The 16,818-nt window shown below is 61.9% G+C and carries 12 protein-coding genes; 6 read left to right on the top strand and 6 right to left on the bottom strand.

From position 1 onward, the window contains the following. Positions 1-207 precede the first annotated feature (207 nt). Entirely contained in the window at positions 208-1,998 is a 1,791-nt protein-coding gene (aspS, locus tag QMO82_RS30795) for an aspartate--tRNA ligase (RefSeq protein WP_183606672.1), read from the bottom strand. Between the two features lie 248 nt (positions 1,999-2,246). On the opposite strand from aspS, the gene QMO82_RS30790 reads away from it, so the two are divergent. The 4 genes from QMO82_RS30790 (at position 2,247) to QMO82_RS30775 (ending at position 7,538) form a co-directional block, all read left to right on the top strand. After that, the gene (locus QMO82_RS30790) at positions 2,247-3,638 is read left to right on the top strand and encodes a multicopper oxidase family protein (RefSeq protein ID WP_183606437.1); all 1,392 of its coding nucleotides are present in this window, start codon (positions 2,247-2,249) and stop codon (positions 3,636-3,638) included. Positions 3,639-3,791: 153 nt separating this feature from the next. Beyond that, the gene (rnd, locus tag QMO82_RS30785; protein ID WP_183606435.1) at positions 3,792-4,937 is read left to right on the top strand and encodes a ribonuclease D; all 1,146 of its coding nucleotides are present in this window, start codon (positions 3,792-3,794) and stop codon (positions 4,935-4,937) included. Between the two features lie 77 nt (positions 4,938-5,014). Continuing rightward, complete coding sequence (locus QMO82_RS30780) at positions 5,015-6,076, top strand: adenylate/guanylate cyclase domain-containing protein (protein WP_183606433.1); 1,062 nt, start codon at positions 5,015-5,017, stop codon at positions 6,074-6,076. 103 nt (positions 6,077-6,179) lie between these two features. Next, positions 6,180-7,538 carry an esterase-like activity of phytase family protein gene (locus tag QMO82_RS30775; protein WP_183606432.1) on the top strand — a complete coding sequence of 453 codons (1,359 nt, stop codon included), beginning with the start codon at positions 6,180-6,182 and terminating at the stop codon, positions 7,536-7,538. A 162-nt stretch (positions 7,539-7,700) separates the two neighbouring features. Here QMO82_RS30775 and ppx read toward each other — a convergent pair whose 3' ends face one another. The 4 genes from ppx to QMO82_RS30755 all read right to left on the bottom strand — a co-directional run bounded on the left by ppx (position 7,701) and on the right by QMO82_RS30755 (position 13,335). Continuing rightward, positions 7,701-9,221 carry an exopolyphosphatase gene (gene ppx, locus QMO82_RS30770; RefSeq protein WP_183606430.1) on the bottom strand — a complete coding sequence of 507 codons (1,521 nt, stop codon included), beginning with the start codon at positions 9,219-9,221 and terminating at the stop codon, positions 7,701-7,703. Between the two features lie 12 nt (positions 9,222-9,233). Beyond that, on the bottom strand, positions 9,234-11,438 hold the full coding sequence (locus QMO82_RS30765) for an RNA degradosome polyphosphate kinase (protein ID WP_183606429.1): 2,205 nt from the start codon (positions 11,436-11,438) through the stop codon (positions 9,234-9,236). Positions 11,439-11,504: 66 nt separating this feature from the next. Next, complete coding sequence (hdaA, locus tag QMO82_RS30760) at positions 11,505-12,218, bottom strand: DnaA regulatory inactivator HdaA (RefSeq protein WP_183606428.1); 714 nt, start codon at positions 12,216-12,218, stop codon at positions 11,505-11,507. Next, on the bottom strand, positions 12,211-13,335 hold the full coding sequence (locus tag QMO82_RS30755) for an AI-2E family transporter (RefSeq protein WP_183606427.1): 1,125 nt from the start codon (positions 13,333-13,335) through the stop codon (positions 12,211-12,213). Before QMO82_RS30755 ends, hdaA begins: the two co-directional genes overlap by 8 nt. A 245-nt stretch (positions 13,336-13,580) precedes the next feature. Here QMO82_RS30755 and purM point away from each other — a divergent pair, with 245 nt between their 5' ends. Further along, positions 13,581-14,654 (top strand): phosphoribosylformylglycinamidine cyclo-ligase, encoded by a 1,074-nt coding sequence (purM, locus tag QMO82_RS30750; protein ID WP_183606425.1) that lies wholly within the window; start codon positions 13,581-13,583, stop codon positions 14,652-14,654. Next, a complete protein-coding gene (gene purN / locus QMO82_RS30745) occupies positions 14,651-15,322 on the top strand; it encodes a phosphoribosylglycinamide formyltransferase (RefSeq protein ID WP_183606423.1) in 672 nt (223 codons plus the stop codon). Before purM ends, purN begins: the two co-directional genes overlap by 4 nt. Positions 15,323-15,547: 225 nt before the next feature. Here purN and QMO82_RS30740 read toward each other — a convergent pair whose 3' ends face one another. Continuing rightward, positions 15,548-16,717 carry an alpha-D-ribose 1-methylphosphonate 5-triphosphate diphosphatase gene (locus QMO82_RS30740; protein WP_183606422.1) on the bottom strand — a complete coding sequence of 390 codons (1,170 nt, stop codon included), beginning with the start codon at positions 16,715-16,717 and terminating at the stop codon, positions 15,548-15,550. Positions 16,718-16,818: the final 101 nt, after the last annotated feature.

Here is a 16,818-nt window from a genome sequence, read left to right as displayed (position 1 = left end):
ACGATAAAAGGCCCGGCAGTTCCGCTGCCGGGCCCTTTTGTCTTTCTGAGTTCTCTCCGGCCTCATCGCGAGGTTCCCGAAGTTGGGCCAAGCCACCCGCGCCCGTCCTTCGAGGCTTCGGCCTCTGGCCCGCGCGCCTCAGGATGAGGGCTGATCCAGATGCCGTGCGGTAAGGAAGCCGATCGGCGTGCTCTGCAGCCTGCTATATCAGTCCTTCTTGACCGGCGGGATCGGCCGGATCGAGAGTTCGCGCAGCTGCGTCGGGGTTGCCGGGGTCGGCGCGCCCATCAGCAGGTCCTGGGCCTGCTGGTTCATCGGGAACAGCGAGATTTCACGCAGGTTCTTGGCGCCGACGAGCAGCATGACGATACGGTCGATGCCGAAGGCAGCGCCGCCATGCGGCGGCGCGCCGTACTGGAAGGCGCGGTAGAGGCCGCCAAAACGGTCTTCGACATCCTGCTGGCTGAGGCCGACCTTCTCGAAGGCGGCGACCATGGTTTCCGGCGACTGGTTGCGGATCGAGCCCGAGGCGATTTCGAAACCGTTGCAGACGGCGTCGTACTGGAAAGCCTTGATGGTCAGTGGATCCTGGTTCTGCAGCGCATCGAGGCCGCCCTGCGGCATCGAGAACGGGTTGTGCGCGAAATCGACCTTCTTGTCTTCCTCGCTCCATTCGAAGAACGGGAAGTCGACGATCCAGCAGAGTTCGAACCGGTCGCGATCTACAAGGTTCAGCTCTTCGCCGGCCTTGGTGCGGGCTTCACCGGCAAACTTGTAGAACTTCGCCGGATCGCCGGCAACGAAGAAGCAGGCGTCACCGTCATCGAGGCCGAGCTGGGTGCGGATCGCGTCGGTGCGCTCCTCACCGATGTTCTTTGCAAGCGGGCCGGCGCCCTCGAGCTTGTCACCTTCCTTGCGCCAGAAGATGTAGCCGAGGCCAGGCTGACCAGTCGACTGCGCCCAGGCGTTCATACGGTCGCAGAATGCGCGCGAGCCACCCGTCTTGGCCGGGATCGCCCAGATCTCAACCTTCGGGTTGGAGGCAATCATGCCCGCGAAGACCTTGAAGCCGGAGCCGGCGAAATGCTCGGTCACGGCTTCCATGACGATCGGGTTACGCAGGTCGGGCTTGTCCGAACCGTATTTGCGGATCGCCTCGTCGTAGGGGATACGCGGCCATTCCTTGGTGACCGGCTTGCCTTCGGCGAATTCCTCGAAAATCGAGGTCATCATCGGGCCCATCGTGTCCCAGACGTCTTCCTGGGTCACGAAGCTCATTTCGAGGTCGAGCTGGTAGAATTCACCCGGCAGGCGGTCGGCTCGCGGGTCTTCGTCACGGAAGCACGGGGCGATCTGGAAATAGCGGTCGAAGCCTGCGACCATCAACAGCTGCTTGTACTGCTGCGGTGCCTGCGGCAGCGCATAGAAGGTGCCGGGATGGATGCGGGACGGCACGAGGAAGTCGCGCGCGCCTTCCGGCGAGGATGCAGTCAGAATCGGTGTCGTATACTCGGTGAAGCCGACATTGCCCATTTCGCGGCGCATGGCGGAGATGACCTGGGTGCGCTTGACGATGTTCTTGTGTAGCGTTTCGCGGCGCAGATCGAGGAAGCGGTACTTCAGGCGAACGTCTTCCGGATAGTCGGGTTCGCCGAAGACCGGCAGCGGCAATTCCTTGGCAGCCGAGAGCACTTCGATCTCCTGCGCGTAGAGTTCGATCTCGCCGGTTGCCATGTTCTTGTTGACGGTGTCTTCGGTGCGGGCCTTGACGAGGCCGTCGATGCGGATGACCCACTCGCCGCGAACCTGTTCGGCCTGCTTGAAGGCGGGCGAATCCGGATCGGCAACGACCTGGGTGATGCCGTAATGGTCGCGCAGGTCGATGAAGAGAACGCCGCCATGGTCGCGAACGCGGTGGACCCAACCGGAAATCCGGACATTGGCGCCGACGTCCGACTTGCGGAGGGCTGCACATGTGTGGCTGCGATAGCGATGCATCATCTCAATTCCCGGTATCTGGCTTAAAGACGGCAGCAAGGGGCTCCAATGGCTCTCCCGCACCGACAAGAAAATCGGGCGGAAAAGCGCATGGACGCTCCGATTTGTCAAGGCTTGGCGCGCGCAGCCCGCGCGTTTATGGCGAGTCTGCGGCCCGCATGGTGCGGCAGTTTGGCTGCGTTTGCCATATTGATGAAGATGCCTCTCAACTTTAAAAGGATCGGCACTCTCACCCATGGAGCGCCCGCATGCATCTCCTTACTCGCCGCAACCTTCTCAAGGCATCCGCCGTCGCGGGTGCCTATGGTGTCGGCATGGGCATTGCCGGCAAATTCGGGCTTGCCGAGGCAGCGCCCGAGCCGCAGCTGCTGACAGCGGTAAAGACCGAGGCGATGCTGACCGAGGCGGGCCCGACCCGGGATATCATGAGTTGGGGCGATGACGGCATGCCGCCGGTTCTGAGGATGACCAAGGGACGCCCTTACGCGGCACGGCTGAAAAACGGGCTCGACGAGCCGACGACGATCCACTGGCACGGGCTTCGCATCGACAACCGCATGGACGGCGTACCCTTCATGACGCAGCCCTACATCTATACCGGCGACAGTTTCGACTATGCCTTCACGCCGCCCGATGCCGGCACCTTCTGGTATCATCCGCATTGCAACACGCTGACGCAGATGGGGCACGGCATGACCGGCGTCATCGTCGTCGAAGATTCGGCCGATCCAGCGTTCGACGCCGAGGTAGTGCTGAACCTGCGCGACTGGCGGCTCGGCGGCGACGGGCAGTTCATCGCTCCCTTCCGGCCGCGCGACGCCGCCAAGACCGGTACCTACGGCACGGTGCGCACCGCCAACTGGCATCAGGAGCCGCGATATGACGGGCCGGCCGGCGGGCTGGTGCGGCTGCGCATTGCCGTGACCGACGTGACGCGGATCTTCTCGCTGAAGATGGAAGGAGCCGATGCGAGCGTGATTGCGATCGACGGCAATCCGGTACCGAAGCGGTTTCCCCTCGACCTGCTGCAGATCGGGCCGGGTCAGCGGCTCGATCTTGCCGTGCGCATGCCGGACAGCGAGGGCGCCACAGCGACGCTCGAAGATATCCGCGGCACGACGCCGAAGACGATCGCCAGCCTGCGCGCGGTCGGATCATCCTTGAAGCGCGATATCGGCGATCTCGGGCCGCTTGTCGAAAATCCGGTGGCGAAAGCCGATCTTTCCACCGCCGAACAGATCCCGCTGGTGCTAAGCGCCACCGCCGAGAATGCCGCCGTCGAAAGCATCTGCGGCACGCTCGGCTACAGTTTCTGGGCGATCAACAAGGTGCCGTGGCCGGGCGACACGCCCGATCCGACGGCGCCGCTGGCGGAATTGAAGCTCGGCAAGAGCTACGTTTTCAATCTCGAAAATACCACACCGCATGCGCACCCGATCCATCTGCACGGAATGAGCTTCACGGTGATCTCCTCCTCGACCAGGGAGGTAATGCCGCTGGTCTCCGATACCTATCTCATCCAGCCGGACGAGAAAGTGCAGCTCGCCTTCGTCGCCGACAATCCCGGCGACTGGCTGCTGCATTGCCATATCATCGAGCATCAGAAGACGGGGATGACCAGCTATCTCAGGGTGAGCTGATCGAGGCTGCACTTTGGGTGCCGGTGTTCGCCTTGCCTCAGTTTGGACGTGATTCTTAGCCAGCAATGCTCGAAGCCGTATGCTGTTGTATTGACATATCGAAGCGAAAGGAGAAGGAAGGTTCAACCGACCTTTTCCTGCGAATGAAATGATATGATCGAAACCACCGCCGATTTGGCGGCCGCCTGCAAAGAGCTGGCCAAGTCCGACTTCATCACCATCGACACCGAATTCCTGCGGGAGACGACCTTCTGGCCGGAGCTCTGCCTGATCCAGATGGCAAGCCCGACGACCGAAGTTCTCGTCGATCCGCTGGCGAAGGGCATCGACCTCGCCCCCTTCTTCGCGCTGATGGCCGATCCGAAGGTGCTTAAGGTCTTTCACGCGGCGCGCCAGGACATCGAAATCATCTTCAATCGCGGCAATCTCATTCCGCATCCGATCTTCGACACGCAGGTCGCCGCCATGGTCTGCGGCTTCGGCGACAGCGTCTCCTATGATCAGCTGGTCAGCCGCATCAAGAACGTCCATATCGACAAGTCGTCGCGTTTCACCGACTGGAGCCGCCGGCCGCTCTCCGACAAGCAGCTGGAATATGCACTGGCCGACGTCACCCATCTGCGCGACGTCTACCTGTCGCTGAAGGCGGAACTCGATCGCGAAGGCCGCACCTCCTGGCTCTCCGAGGAAATGGACATTCTCGAAGCGCGAGAAACCTACGACATGCACCCCGACGATGCCTGGCAGCGACTGAAGATGCGGCTGCGCAAGCCGCAGGAGCTGGCGATCCTGAAATATGTCGCCGCCTGGCGCGAACGCGAGGCACGCGCCCGCAATGTGCCGCGGTCGCGGGTGCTGAAGGATGATGCGATCTACGAGATCGCCCAGCAGCAGCCGAAAGATACCGAGGCGCTCGGCCGGTTGCGCACCATTCCGAAAGGCTGGGAGCGCTCGACGTCAGGCGCATCCGTCATCGAGGCCGTCAACGCGGCGCTTGCTCTTCCGAAGGCCGATATGCCGCATGTGCCGCGCCAGGCGCAGGCGCCCGAAGGGGCCGCTGCCGCCGTCGAACTGCTGAAGGTGCTGCTGAAGCTGATTTCGGAAAAACACGGCGTGGCGCCGAAGGTTATCGCCAACAGCGAGGATCTCGACAGGATCGCCGCCGAGGGCGAGAAGGCCGAAGTCGCTGCCCTTAACGGCTGGCGGCGCGACCTTTTCGGGGAGCCGGCGTTGCAGCTCATCCAGGGCCAGATTGGCCTGCGTTTCGTCGGCCGGAAGGTCGAAACCGTCAGTCTGTGAGACGGAACCAAATTCGCTTGACGCTTTTTTCCCAGCTGAAACAATGGCTGGAGCGACCATCACGGCGAAGAGGCGGCATGCGGGAAATATCTCCGACGCAGAACTGGATCCTGATCACGATCGTCCTGGCTGCCAGCGGCGTCGTCTACGATCTGTCGTTCTACTCCAATCAGACGCCCGTTATCGGGGCGATCTTCGCGCTGTTCATCGGCATGCCGATCATCGCCTTCGAGCGCAAGGTGCTGTTTCGCGCGCTTTACAGACGTATCCAGAAGTTGCCGACCTTTGCCTTCATCGTGACCGAACTGGTGATTTACGAGATCCTGATGAGCATCGGCTTTGCCTGCGCCGCTCTGCTGCTCTCGTCACTCGGCATGGTGAAGCCTTCGTCGTTCCTCGATCTCGTCATCATGCCGTATGAGATATTCCTCTATGCGCTGGCCGTCTGCTCGGCGATGATCTTCATCCTGCGCGTGCGGGAACTGCTCGGCCGCGACGTTTTCCTCAGCATGCTCGTCAGCCGTTACCGCAATCCGGTCAGGGAAGAACGTGTCTTCCTGTTCATCGATCTGGTCGATTCGACGGCTTTTGCCGAAAAGCACGGCGACCTCCGGGCGCAACAGCTGCTGAGTTCGCTGTTTGCGACCTTCGCCGAACCCGTCAGACGCCACAAGGGCATGATCAACGACTATGTCGGCGATGCCGCGATCATCACCTGGCCGCTGGCTCGCGGCATCAAGGGCGCTCGCTGCGTGCGCTGCATCTTCGACATTTTGGCCGATATCGAAGCCAATGCCGCCGGCTGGCGGAAAAATTACGGCCAGGTGCCGAAGCTCCGCGCCGCCCTTCACGGCGGCGAGATCATCACCGCCGAAATCGGCGTCGACCATCACAAGATCAGCTATTTCGGCGACACTGTGAACACCACCGCCCGGCTGGAAACGCTCTGCCGCAGCCTGAACCGGCCGGTGCTGATCTCCGCCGACCTTGCCCGGCGCATGGAATTTCCCGAGGACATCTCCTGCGAGGATCTCGGCACCCATGCCGTCAAGGGACGCGGCCAGGCGCTCGGTGTCATGGCACTTTCCTCACGCGCCGTCACCGTGCTGAACACGCCCGCCGTCATTCTGCACGGCTGACGAAACACTTTTAGCCGTCACCAAAGCTTCACCCAACCGTCAATTCGCTGACATCAAAGCCCTGCTAAGCGGAAGCCACTCGCATCCGTTCCATGGGGATATCATGAAGACCGTCCTTTTTGCTTCCGTATCACTTTTCATCCTGGCCGCGACCTCCGCTTCGGCCGACCAGCAGCAGTTCCCGGCCAAGCTCGCCGGCCAGGCGATCCTGCCTGCCAACACCATGGTTCCGGCACCGGCCGACGCCCCCGAATTTCTCAAGCATTCCGGCAAATTTACCACGGCGGACCGCAAGCGCACCGAAGCGCTCGGCACAGTTCCCGGTAAGGACGGCGCCCGTGTCACCGACCTGAAGCTCCCCTTCGATGGCCAGCCGGTCCAGGGCTTCTCGGGCATCAAGACGATGGCCGACGGTACCTTCTGGACGTTGACGGACAACGGTTTCGGCTCGAAGGCCAACTCTTCGGACGCCATGCTTTTCCTGCACCAGATGAAATTCGACTGGGCCGGTAACAAGGCCGAGATCATCAAGAACCTCTTCCTCTCCGATCCGAACAAGATCGCTCCGTTCCCGATCGTCCTCGAAGGCACGGATACGCGTTACCTCACCGGCGCCGACTTCGACATCGAATCGATCCAGCCGGTTGCCGACGGCTTCTGGCTCGGCGACGAATTCGGCCCCTACATCCTGAAAATCGACACGGAAGGCCGGCTGACGGATGTCATCCCGACGACGCTCGACGGCAAGCCGGTGCTTTCGCCCGACAATCCGCTGATCCAGCTCCCGGGCAACCCGGCCGCGAAGATGCCGGTCTTCAACCTGAAGCGCTCCGGCGGCTTCGAAGGCCTTGCCATGTCGAAGGACGGCTCCAAACTCTACGGCTTGCTCGAAGGCGCCCTCTATAAGGATGACGGCACGATGGAGACGGTCGATGGCCACACTGCCGTCCGCGTCATCGAATTCGACGTCGCCGCCAAGAAATGGACCGGCCGCAGCTGGCTCTATCCGTTCGAAGACAAGGGTGTGTCGATCGGCGATTTCAACATGCTCGACGACACCACCGCTCTCGTCATCGAGCGCGACAGCGGCGCCGGCACCAAGGACAGGGCCTGCGCCGACCCGAAGCAGCCGAAGCCGGATTGCTTCGAGGCTCCGGCGGAGCTGAAACGCGTCTACAAGATCGAGTTCAACGACGCCAATGTCGGCAAGGCCGTCCGCAAGATCGGCTATATCGACCTCCTGAACATTCAGGATCCCGACAATAAGAAGAAGGCGGGCAGCAAGGATGGCGTCTATGACATGCCGTTCGTGACGATCGAAAACGTCGACCGCGTCGACGCCACCCACATCATCATCGGCAACGACAACAACCTGCCCTTCTCAGCCGGCCGCGCCGTCGACAAGGCCGACAATAACGAATTCAGTCTGCTTGAGGTTGGTGAGTTCTTGAACGCGAAGTAAGCAGCAAGTCCTGAGGGCATCTGAGGGCGGCGCGATCAGCGCCGCCTCTTTTGCGCGAGGCATTGCCTCAGCCTCCCTCCTGTGCTCGTCCCAGGAATGAGGGAGGAGCGAGCTTTCAGCACGAAAAGCTAAACCACCGAATACGGCAACAGCGGACCTACCCTACTCGAACAAAAACGCCAGCCGCTTGTTCGTCAGCCTCGACAGCTGCTGCAGGCGGCCGTCCAGGCGTTCGCCGGCGAAATCGCGGTATTCGGGGGGGACGACGAATTCAAGGTCGAGATCCGGGCTCGAGGATTTGCGGAAGGTCAGGTTCTTGACGATGCCGGGCATCGAGGCCGAGAAGAGGTAGACGACCCGCAACATACCGCCGAGCAGCTTGGCGCGCTCGATGAGCAGTGGCGTGGCGATTTGCGCCAGCGGGCCGGTGGCGCCGTCGTCATGCAGGCCTTCGAAACGGTAATAGTTGGTGAGCGCGATGAAGGCGCGGCCGGGATGGCTGATGCCGACAAAGGAGGAGTGGGCGATGACGTTCAGCGCCTGCAGACCGCGATAGTCGGGATGGGCGCGCCAGCTGATATCGGCAAGCAGACAGGCGGCCTGGCGATATCGGCTTTCCTCTTCGGTTTCCTGGACGCCGAAGAGCGGCATCATCCGGCCGGTCCATTCCGCCAGTTCGCGGGCGTGCTCCGGCGAACGGGCACGCAGGATCGCCAGTTCGCCGGCAGCGGCAAGCAGCGGATCGAGGCGGCGTTCGGACTCCGACAGCAGCGAATAGAGATATCCCTCGCGCACCCCCTGCGCCGAGAAGGAAATCACCGAGGGCTTCATCGCGCTCAGCACTTCCTTCATGGCGACGGCGCCGAAGGGCAACAGCGAACGGCGATGCTTGGATACCGCCTGCAGCGCCGGCTCCCTGGAATCGCGGGCGGTCACCACCTGTTCGAGGAAAAGCATCATCGCTTCGAGCGACACCTCATAGCCCTGCATCATGTGCAGCGGATAATGGGTGATTTCCATGTGCAGCTTGGCGATGTTTCGCCAGGTGCCGCCGACGGCGTAGAAGGTGCGCCCCTCGCCTTTCGACAGCAGCTTTGCCGTCTTCACCTGCTTGCGGGCAAAGGTGCGCGCCTTGGAAAGCGAACCGCCGGCATACTCCGACAGGCGCAGGCCGCCGAGCGGCAGGGTGATGCCCTTGCCGACTTCTTTGCCCTTGATATCGATCAGTTCCAGCGAGCCGCCGCCGAGGTCGCCGGCAATACCGTCGGGATTGTAGAAGCCGCTGATGATACCGAGCGAGGCGAATTTCGCCTCCTCTTCGCCGGAGAGCACGCGGACCTTGCGGCCGAGGATTGTTTCCGCCTGATGGATGAAATCAGGACCGTTGCTCGCCTCGCGCGCGGCGGCCGTCGCCAGCACATACATGGTGGCGGCACGCGCCTGGTCGGACAGGGCCTTGAAACGATGCAGCGCCGCCAAAGCCCGGCCGACGCTGTCTTCATCCATCTTGCCGGTAAGGGCTATGCCCCTGCCGAGGCCGCAGAGAACCTTTTCATTAAAGAGGACGGTTGGTGAACGGGACATGCCTTCGTAGACGACCAGACGAATGGAATTCGATCCAATGTCGACGACGGAGACCGGGGCGATCCCCGGAAGGCGCCCCTGGGCTTCAGATTCAACCATTTAGGTCCAGTTTTACTTGTTGTTGCGGCCTTCGAGCAGACCGGCGATCAGCTTCGGCGCACTGGACTTCAGAGCTTCTCCACGGCCCGACAGGCTCGGATTGGTCATGAAATACTGCTGCGCATTGAACGGTTCCTCGCCCCTGCGCACTTCCATGCGTCGCGACGTACCGTCGGGCAATATCTCGTAGCTTTGTTGATTGTCAATCACGTTGCCGAGCATAATCTGTGACAAGACCTGCTCGTGAACGGTCGGATTCGTCAGCGGAACCATGGTTTCGACGCGGCGATCGAGATTTCGCGGCATCATGTCGGCCGAACCGATGTAAACCAGCGCCTTGTCGGACGGCAGGCCGTGGCCGTTGCCGAAGCAGAAGATGCGGCTGTGTTCCAAGAAGCGGCCGACGATCGACTTGACGCGGATCTTTTCCGAAAGGCCGGGCACCTGCGGACGCAGGCAGCAGATGCCGCGCACGACGAGATCGATCTCGACGCCGGCATGGCTGGCGCGATAGAGCGCGTCGATGATGTCGGGATCAACCAGCGAATTCATCTTCATCCAGATCGCCGCCGGCCCGCCGTTCCTGGCGTGCTGAATCTCTTCCTCGATGTGGCGCAGGATGCGCGGGCGCATCGTATAGGGCGAAATCGCGAGCTGCATGCCCTGTTCCGGCTCGCCATAGCCGGTGATGAAGTTGAAGATATTCGCCATGTCGTGGGCGATGACCGGATTGCAGGTGAAATAGGACAGGTCGGTATAGATCTTCGCGGTGATCGGGTGGTAGTTGCCCGTTCCCAGGTGGCAATAAGTCCTGAGCTTGCCTTCCTCGCGGCGCACGACCATCGACATCTTGGCGTGGGTCTTGAGCTCGATGAAGCCGAAGACGACCTGCACGCCGGCGCGCTCGAGATCGCGCGCCCAGCGGATGTTCGCCTCTTCGTCGAAGCGGGCCTTGAGTTCGACCAGCGCCGTCACCGACTTGCCGGCTTCGGCGGCGTCGACCAGGGCGCGGACGATCGGACTGTCGTTGGAGGTGCGGTAAAGCGTCTGCTTTATCGCCAGAACGTCAGGATCGCGCGCAGCCTGGAGAAGAAACTGGACCACCACGTCGAAGGATTCGTAAGGGTGATGGACGACCATGTCCTTTTCGCGAATGGCGGCGAAGCAGTCGCCGGCATGTTCGCGGACGCGCTCGGGAAATCGCGCATTGTAGGGAAGAAACCGGAGATCGTCGCGCGGCGCCTTGGTGATCTCGGACAGGGTGTTCAGCGCCAAAAGGCCCGGCAGAACGGCGACGCGATTGTCGGGGATATTAAGCGCCTGAACGACAAATTGACGGAGCGAGGCTGGCATTTCCGAATCGGTCTCGATGCGGATGACCTTGCCGCGGCGGCGGCGCTTCAGCGCCGTTTCGAAGAAGCGGACGAGATCCTCGGCCTCTTCCTCGACTTCGATATCGCTGTCGCGGATGACGCGGAACGTACCGGAGCCCTGCACCTCGTAACCCGGGTAGAGCCGATGGATGAAGATATTGGCGACATCTTCGAGGGTGATGTAGCGGATCGTGTTTCCATCATCCGGCAGGCGGACGAAGCGGTCGAGCGCCACCGGCAGGCGCAGCAGCGCCGTCATCGGCTCGCGGCCATTCTTGCTCACGAGCTGCAGACCGATCGAGAAGCCGAGATTGGGAATGAAGGGGAACGGATGGGCCGGATCGATCGAGAGCGGCGTCAGGACCGGGAAGATCGCCTGTTCGAATTCGGCGGCCAGCCACTGGCGGTCGGCATCGCTCAAGGCACCGGGGCGCACGATTAGGATGTCTTCCTTGGCGAGATACTGCTGCAGCACGGCGAGCGAGGCCTGCTGCTCCATCTGCAGATGGTCGATCTCCTGTAGGATCGAATCGAGCTGCTCGGCCGGCGTCTTGCCGTCGGGGCTACGGATGGCGATGTTCTGGCGTACCTGACCCTCGAGGCCGGCGACACGCACCATGAAGAATTCATCGAGGTTGGCGGCCGAGATCGACAGGAAGCGGACGCGCTCGAGCAGCGGATGCTCGGTATTCAGCGTTTCTTCGAGGACACGGCGGTTGAACTGCAGCCAGGAGAATTCTCGGTTGATAAAGCGCTCGGGGCTCTTGAGCAGCTCTTCCAGCGGGGGGGTGTTGTCGTTGATCTCAGGAGCGAGTTCTTGATGTTCTGCGACTGCACTATCCATTGTCCGCTTACCCCGTTCTCAATCGCCACAGGCAATTATATCAGTTTGACGACGGAACTGTGACAGTCAATCGGCCGGTTCCGAATTTCCCAATTCATTCAATACTTCGGCAGCAAGAGACCGGGTGATTTTCGTGCCCCGCGACAGGGCCAGCCGGTCAAGCCTTTCGACGATCGTCTGGGCCGCGTTCAGCGACCGCTCCATCCGGTTGACGATATAGAGCACGAGTTTGTCATCTATATAAAGCTGCCGGTCGGCAAAGAGCTTGACGATCACCTGCGACAACAGCATCTCATCAGGCTCGCCGATCTCGACGACGGTTGCGGCTTTCAGGCGCGAACGCAGATCGGGCAGCAGAACCGGCCACGACATCGGCCAGAGACGGCTTGTTATCAGCAGGCTGGTGCCGTTTTCGCGGACGCTGTTGATGACATGGAAGAGCGCATTGTCATCGAAGCCGAGGCGGTCAGCGTCCTCGAACAGCACCGGCCCAGTGGCGGCAGCAACCGCGGCGTCCGAACCGAGATCCGGATGGATGCTGACGGCGCCGCTCAATTCGCTCCAGATGCGGGCGAGATGGGATTTCCCAGAGCCGACGGGACCGGCTAGCACGACAACCGGCGACGGCCATTCCGGCCAGGCGTCGACGATCGAAACGGCGGCAGCGAGACGCTCCGAGATCAGGAGGTCGTCGCGCCCGCTGGCGGCATCGTGCGAAAAGGCCAGTGGCAGCTGCTCTCCGGCCTTGCGCTTCGGATCAGCATTCTTCACGTCATTCATTGGGAACTGATTTCGTCTTCCGGGGGCGGGTGCTCGGCGACCCGCCAAAATAAAGATCGCTCTGAAGATAGCGCGAAAGCGCAAAACGGACAAGAACGCCGACGGCGGCAGCGGCCGGCACGGCGACCAGAAGACCGACGAAACCGAAGAGTGCGCCGAAGGCAAACAACGCAAACATCAGCCAGACCGGATGCAGGCCAACGCTTTCGCCGACAAGCTTCGGCTGCAGAACATTGCCTTCCAGGAACTGGCCGGAGAAGAAGACGGCGAGCACGAGGCCGATCCAGGGATAATCCGGCCAGAACTGCACCAGCGCCACGCCGACGGCAAGAACGAGGCCGACCATCGAGCCGACATAGGGAATGAAGCTGATCATGCCGGCGAAAAGGCCGATCAGCAGACCGAAATTCAGCCCCACGAGGGAAAGGCCGACGGCATAATAGATGCCGAGGATGAGGCAGAGCGAACCCTGGCCGCGAATGAAGCCGGCGATCGCCTGATCGATCTCCTTGGCAATCTGGCGAACCTCATTGATGTAATCACGCGGAATCCAGGCATCCACCTTGGCGACCATGCGGTCCCAGTCGAGCAGGATATAGAAGGCGACGACTGGGGTGACGACGAGCAGCGAGATGACATCGACGATCGCCTTGCCGGAATTCCAGATCTGCGCGAAGAGGCCGGTGAGGAAACCCATACCCTCCGACAGGATACCGGAAAGATTGTCCTTGATCGTGCCCATCTGGTTCTTGATCCAGTCCGGCAGCAACGAATTCTGTGACTGGGTGACGAACTGCTGCAACTGACTGATATAACCCGGCAGGCGCTCGGCGAAGTCGTTGAACTGGCTGACGAGTACCGGAATGAGGATCATCAGCGCCAAGGCGAAGACGACGACGAAGGCAATGAGGATGCCGACCGTCGCCATCATGCGGCTGAGGCCAAGGCGCTCCAGCCGATCAGCCACCGGATCCAGGAAATAGGCGATCGCCATGCCGGCGATGAAAGGCAAAAGGATCGAACTGAAGACATAAAGAAAGACGATGAAAAAGACGAGCACGGCCAGCCAGAAGAAGATCTGGCGCTTGAGACTGTTGCCGCTGACATGCTGTGGCATCGCTTCCCCGCTGATCGCTCGCCGCCGCTGAATGCCGCATCCGATCCGACGCGGCCATTCAGCACATAGGATGCAGGCGCAAAGATGGTCAACCCTGTTGCGCCAAATCCCGAAAAGGCTGCGGGAGGACGTGGGAAATTGGGGGCTTTTGCCATGCAGTGCTTGCATAAACGCCCCTGTCATGCAATTGCGACCGGCAGATGACGCGGCACGTTTGCCGCCTGAAATAGCCATCGGAGACCAGCATGAGCCAGTCTGGGAAAAACGGCCTGACATATAGCGATGCGGGCGTCGACATCGATGCCGGCAACCTCCTCGTCGAGAAGATCAAGCCGGCGGTGCGCTCAACGCGCCGCCCCGGCGCCGATGGCGAGATCGGCGGCTTCGGCGGGCTCTTCGATCTCAAGGCCGCAGGCTTTACCGATCCGGTTCTGGTCGCCGCCAATGACGGCGTCGGCACCAAGCTGAAGATCGCCATCGATGCCGATTATCACGACACCGTCGGCATCGACCTCGTCGCCATGTGCGTCAACGATCTGGTGGTGCAGGGCGCCGAGCCGCTGTTCTTCCTCGATTATTTCGCGACGGGCAAACTCGATCCCGACCAGGGTGCCGCGATCGTCGGCGGCATCGCCGCCGGCTGTCGCGAGGCGGGTTGCGCGCTCATCGGCGGCGAGACGGCCGAAATGCCGGGCATGTATTCTTCTGGCGATTATGATCTCGCCGGTTTTGCCGTGGGTGCTGCCGAACGCGGCAAGCTCCTGCCCTCAGGCGATATCGCCGAGGGTGACGTGATCCTCGGCCTTGCCTCCTCCGGCGTCCATTCCAATGGCTTTTCGCTGGTGCGCAAGATCGTCGAACTCTCCGGCCTCGGCTGGGATGCGCCGGCGCCATTCGCCGAAGGCAAGAAGCTCGGCGAAGCGCTGTTAGAGCCGACCCGCATCTACGTGAAGCCGCTCCTGAAGGCGATCCGCGAGACCGGTGCGCTGAAGGCGCTTGCCCATATCACCGGCGGCGGCTTCCCGGAGAATATTCCGCGCGTGCTGCCGAAGCATCTGGCGGCCGAAATCCATCTTGACGCCGTCAAGGTGCCGCCGGTGTTTTCATGGCTCGCCAGGACGGGCGGCGTCGAGGCCAAGGAAATGCTGCGCACCTTCAACTGCGGCATCGGCATGATCGTCGTCGTCGCCGGTGAAAACGTCGCCGCGGTAACGAAGGCGCTCGAAGCCGAGGGCGAAAAGGTCGTGACCCTCGGCCGGATGATCGCCCGCGACGAAGGCGCTGCCGGCACGGTCTATAAGGGTACGCTTGCCATATGATCACGCCGCGCAAACGCGTCGTCGTCTTCATATCCGGCGGCGGCTCCAACATGATGGCGCTGGTCTCGGCGGCGAAGTCCGCCGACTACCCGGTTGAAATCGTCGGCGTGATCTCCGACAAGCCGGATGCCGGGGGGCTCTCAAAGGCGGCGGCCGAAGGCATCGCCACCTTCGCCTTCCCCCGCAAGGATTATGCCAGCAAGGAGGCGCATGAGGCGGCGATCTTTTCGGCGCTTGACGAGCTTAAACCCGACATTCTCTGCCTGGCAGGCTACATGCGGCTGCTGACGGCGACCTTCATCCAGCGTTACGAAGGCCGGATGCTCAACATCCACCCTTCCCTGCTGCCGCTGTTTCCCGGGCTGCATACGCACCAGCGCGCCATCGACGCCGGCATGCGGATCGCCGGCTGCACGGTACATTTCGTCACCGAAGGCATGGACGAGGGACCGACGATCGGCCAGGCGGCCGTCCCGGTTCTCTCCGGCGACACGGCCGAAAGCCTTGCCGCGCGCGTGCTCACCGTCGAACACCAGATCTATCCGCAAGCGCTGCGACTCTTTGCCGAAGGCCGCGTGACGATGGAAGGCGGCAAAGCGGTGGGCGCTGAGGCTTCGATTGCCGCGCCGAAGGGCCAGCTGATTTCGCTGATCGGCGACCGCGCCTAAGCGCATCGCCACGCGGCGCGAATGACCACCCTCATCCGGCTGCCGCCACCTTCTCCCCGTAAACGGGGCGAAGGGATATGCCGCACCCTCTCAGTTCCCCATCAACCTCTCGCGGGGCAGGTCCCCTCGCCCCGTTTTTACGGGGAGAGGGTTAGGGTGAGGGGCAGCCCTCTCTCTTTGTTTATGGATATCGTCGTCCCAAAACCGCAGCCTTGGGCGACATTGTCAAGCCGCCAGCGCCCGCAACGGATGCAGCGTGCCGTCACTATAGACGAAGCGGCCGGCGCGGAAGGTGGCGCGGATGCGGTTGATGTCGCCCGGCTCGACCACGACAAGATCTGCACGTTGGCCGATGGCGATCTCGCCGCGATCCGACAAGCCGGCGGAACGGGCCGCATTGCCGGTCGCCATGGCGACGGCGGCCGGCAGGCCGCCTTCCGCCATGTCGGCAAGCTTGAAGATGCCGGGCACGAAGGCAGCCGGATGATAATCGGCGGCGATGACGCTGAGCAGGCCGGCCCTTGCGGCATCAAGCGCGCTGAGATTGCCCGACATCGACTGGCCGCGCAGCGCGTTCGGCGCGCCCATCAGCGTCCAGAGGCCGCGCCGGCGCGCCTCTTCCGCTGCAGGTGCGGTGACCGGAAACTCGCTGATGGTGACGCCAAGATCGTGCATCTCGGCGACTTTTTCGACGCTGTCATCGTCATGCGAGGCAAGCGACAGCTTGTGCTTCAGCGACAACGCGACGATCTCCTTCAGCTTGGCTTCGATGTCAGGATTGCTGCGCATGGCGATGCGCTTGGCGACGATCTCCGCCGCCATTTCCTCGGAGATGGCGCGACGCTCGGAAATGCTGAGGATGTAGCTCTGTAGGTTGTTGTACTGGCCCTGGCCAGGCGTGTGGTCGGTGAGCGACACCATATCGATCTGATCGGCATCCAGCAGGCGCTCGAGCGTGGGGGCGGCGCCGACATTGGTGATTTCGTAGCGGGCGTGGACGCGGTGGTCGATCAGCAGATCGTCGCGCAGGCGGTTGATGCCTTCGATCACAGCCGAGGTCGTCTCAAGCGAGCGGACGTGGCCGTAGACGCTTTCGGTGGCGAAAGAGACCGCGGCGAACGCCGTCGTGACACCGGCGGCGGCAAGCTTCTTGTCGAGTTCGTGAATGCCGAAATCGATCGGCATATGCGCGTTCGGTCGCGGTGCAATCTCGCGCTCGATCATGTCGCCATGCAGGTCGACGAAACCGGGCATCAGCAGCCGCCCGCCGCCATCGATCGTAGCACCGGCGACAGGCTCCGGCCTGATCTCGGCAATGACGCCATCCTCAACACGCAGGGCACCTTCACTCACCACCTCGTCTGGAAGAACGAGGGTGAAATTGCTGAGCCACATGGGCTTTCTCCTACTGCATCCGATGATTGATAAACCGCAGCCCATAGAGCGGCTTCGTGACAATCGCATGAAGAACTTCCAAACTTCTTGCTCTTTCCGTT

This window comes from Rhizobium sp. BT04 (assembly GCF_030053135.1).
Classification (GTDB): domain Bacteria; phylum Pseudomonadota; class Alphaproteobacteria; order Rhizobiales; family Rhizobiaceae; genus Rhizobium; species Rhizobium binxianense.
The sequence above is the reverse complement of the archived record's forward strand: the minus strand, read 5'-3'. Positions and strand labels throughout refer to the sequence as shown.

Coding starts and splice junctions, on each gene's coding strand:
- rnd (WP_183606435.1), top strand. CDS start 3,792: ATGATCGAAACCACCGCCGATTTGGCGGCCGCCTGCAAAGAGCTGGCC.
- hdaA (WP_183606428.1), bottom strand. CDS start 12,218: ATGAATGACGTGAAGAATGCTGATCCGAAGCGCAAGGCCGGAGAGCAG.
- QMO82_RS30780 (WP_183606433.1), top strand. CDS start 5,015: ATGCGGGAAATATCTCCGACGCAGAACTGGATCCTGATCACGATCGTC.
- QMO82_RS30790 (WP_183606437.1), top strand. CDS start 2,247: ATGCATCTCCTTACTCGCCGCAACCTTCTCAAGGCATCCGCCGTCGCG.
- purN (WP_183606423.1), top strand. CDS start 14,651: ATGATCACGCCGCGCAAACGCGTCGTCGTCTTCATATCCGGCGGCGGC.
- QMO82_RS30775 (WP_183606432.1), top strand. CDS start 6,180: ATGAAGACCGTCCTTTTTGCTTCCGTATCACTTTTCATCCTGGCCGCG.
- QMO82_RS30755 (WP_183606427.1), bottom strand. CDS start 13,335: ATGCCACAGCATGTCAGCGGCAACAGTCTCAAGCGCCAGATCTTCTTC.
- ppx (WP_183606430.1), bottom strand. CDS start 9,221: ATGGTTGAATCTGAAGCCCAGGGGCGCCTTCCGGGGATCGCCCCGGTC.
- purM (WP_183606425.1), top strand. CDS start 13,581: ATGAGCCAGTCTGGGAAAAACGGCCTGACATATAGCGATGCGGGCGTC.
- QMO82_RS30740 (WP_183606422.1), bottom strand. CDS start 16,717: ATGTGGCTCAGCAATTTCACCCTCGTTCTTCCAGACGAGGTGGTGAGT.
- QMO82_RS30765 (WP_183606429.1), bottom strand. CDS start 11,438: ATGGATAGTGCAGTCGCAGAACATCAAGAACTCGCTCCTGAGATCAAC.
- aspS (WP_183606672.1), bottom strand. CDS start 1,998: ATGCATCGCTATCGCAGCCACACATGTGCAGCCCTCCGCAAGTCGGAC.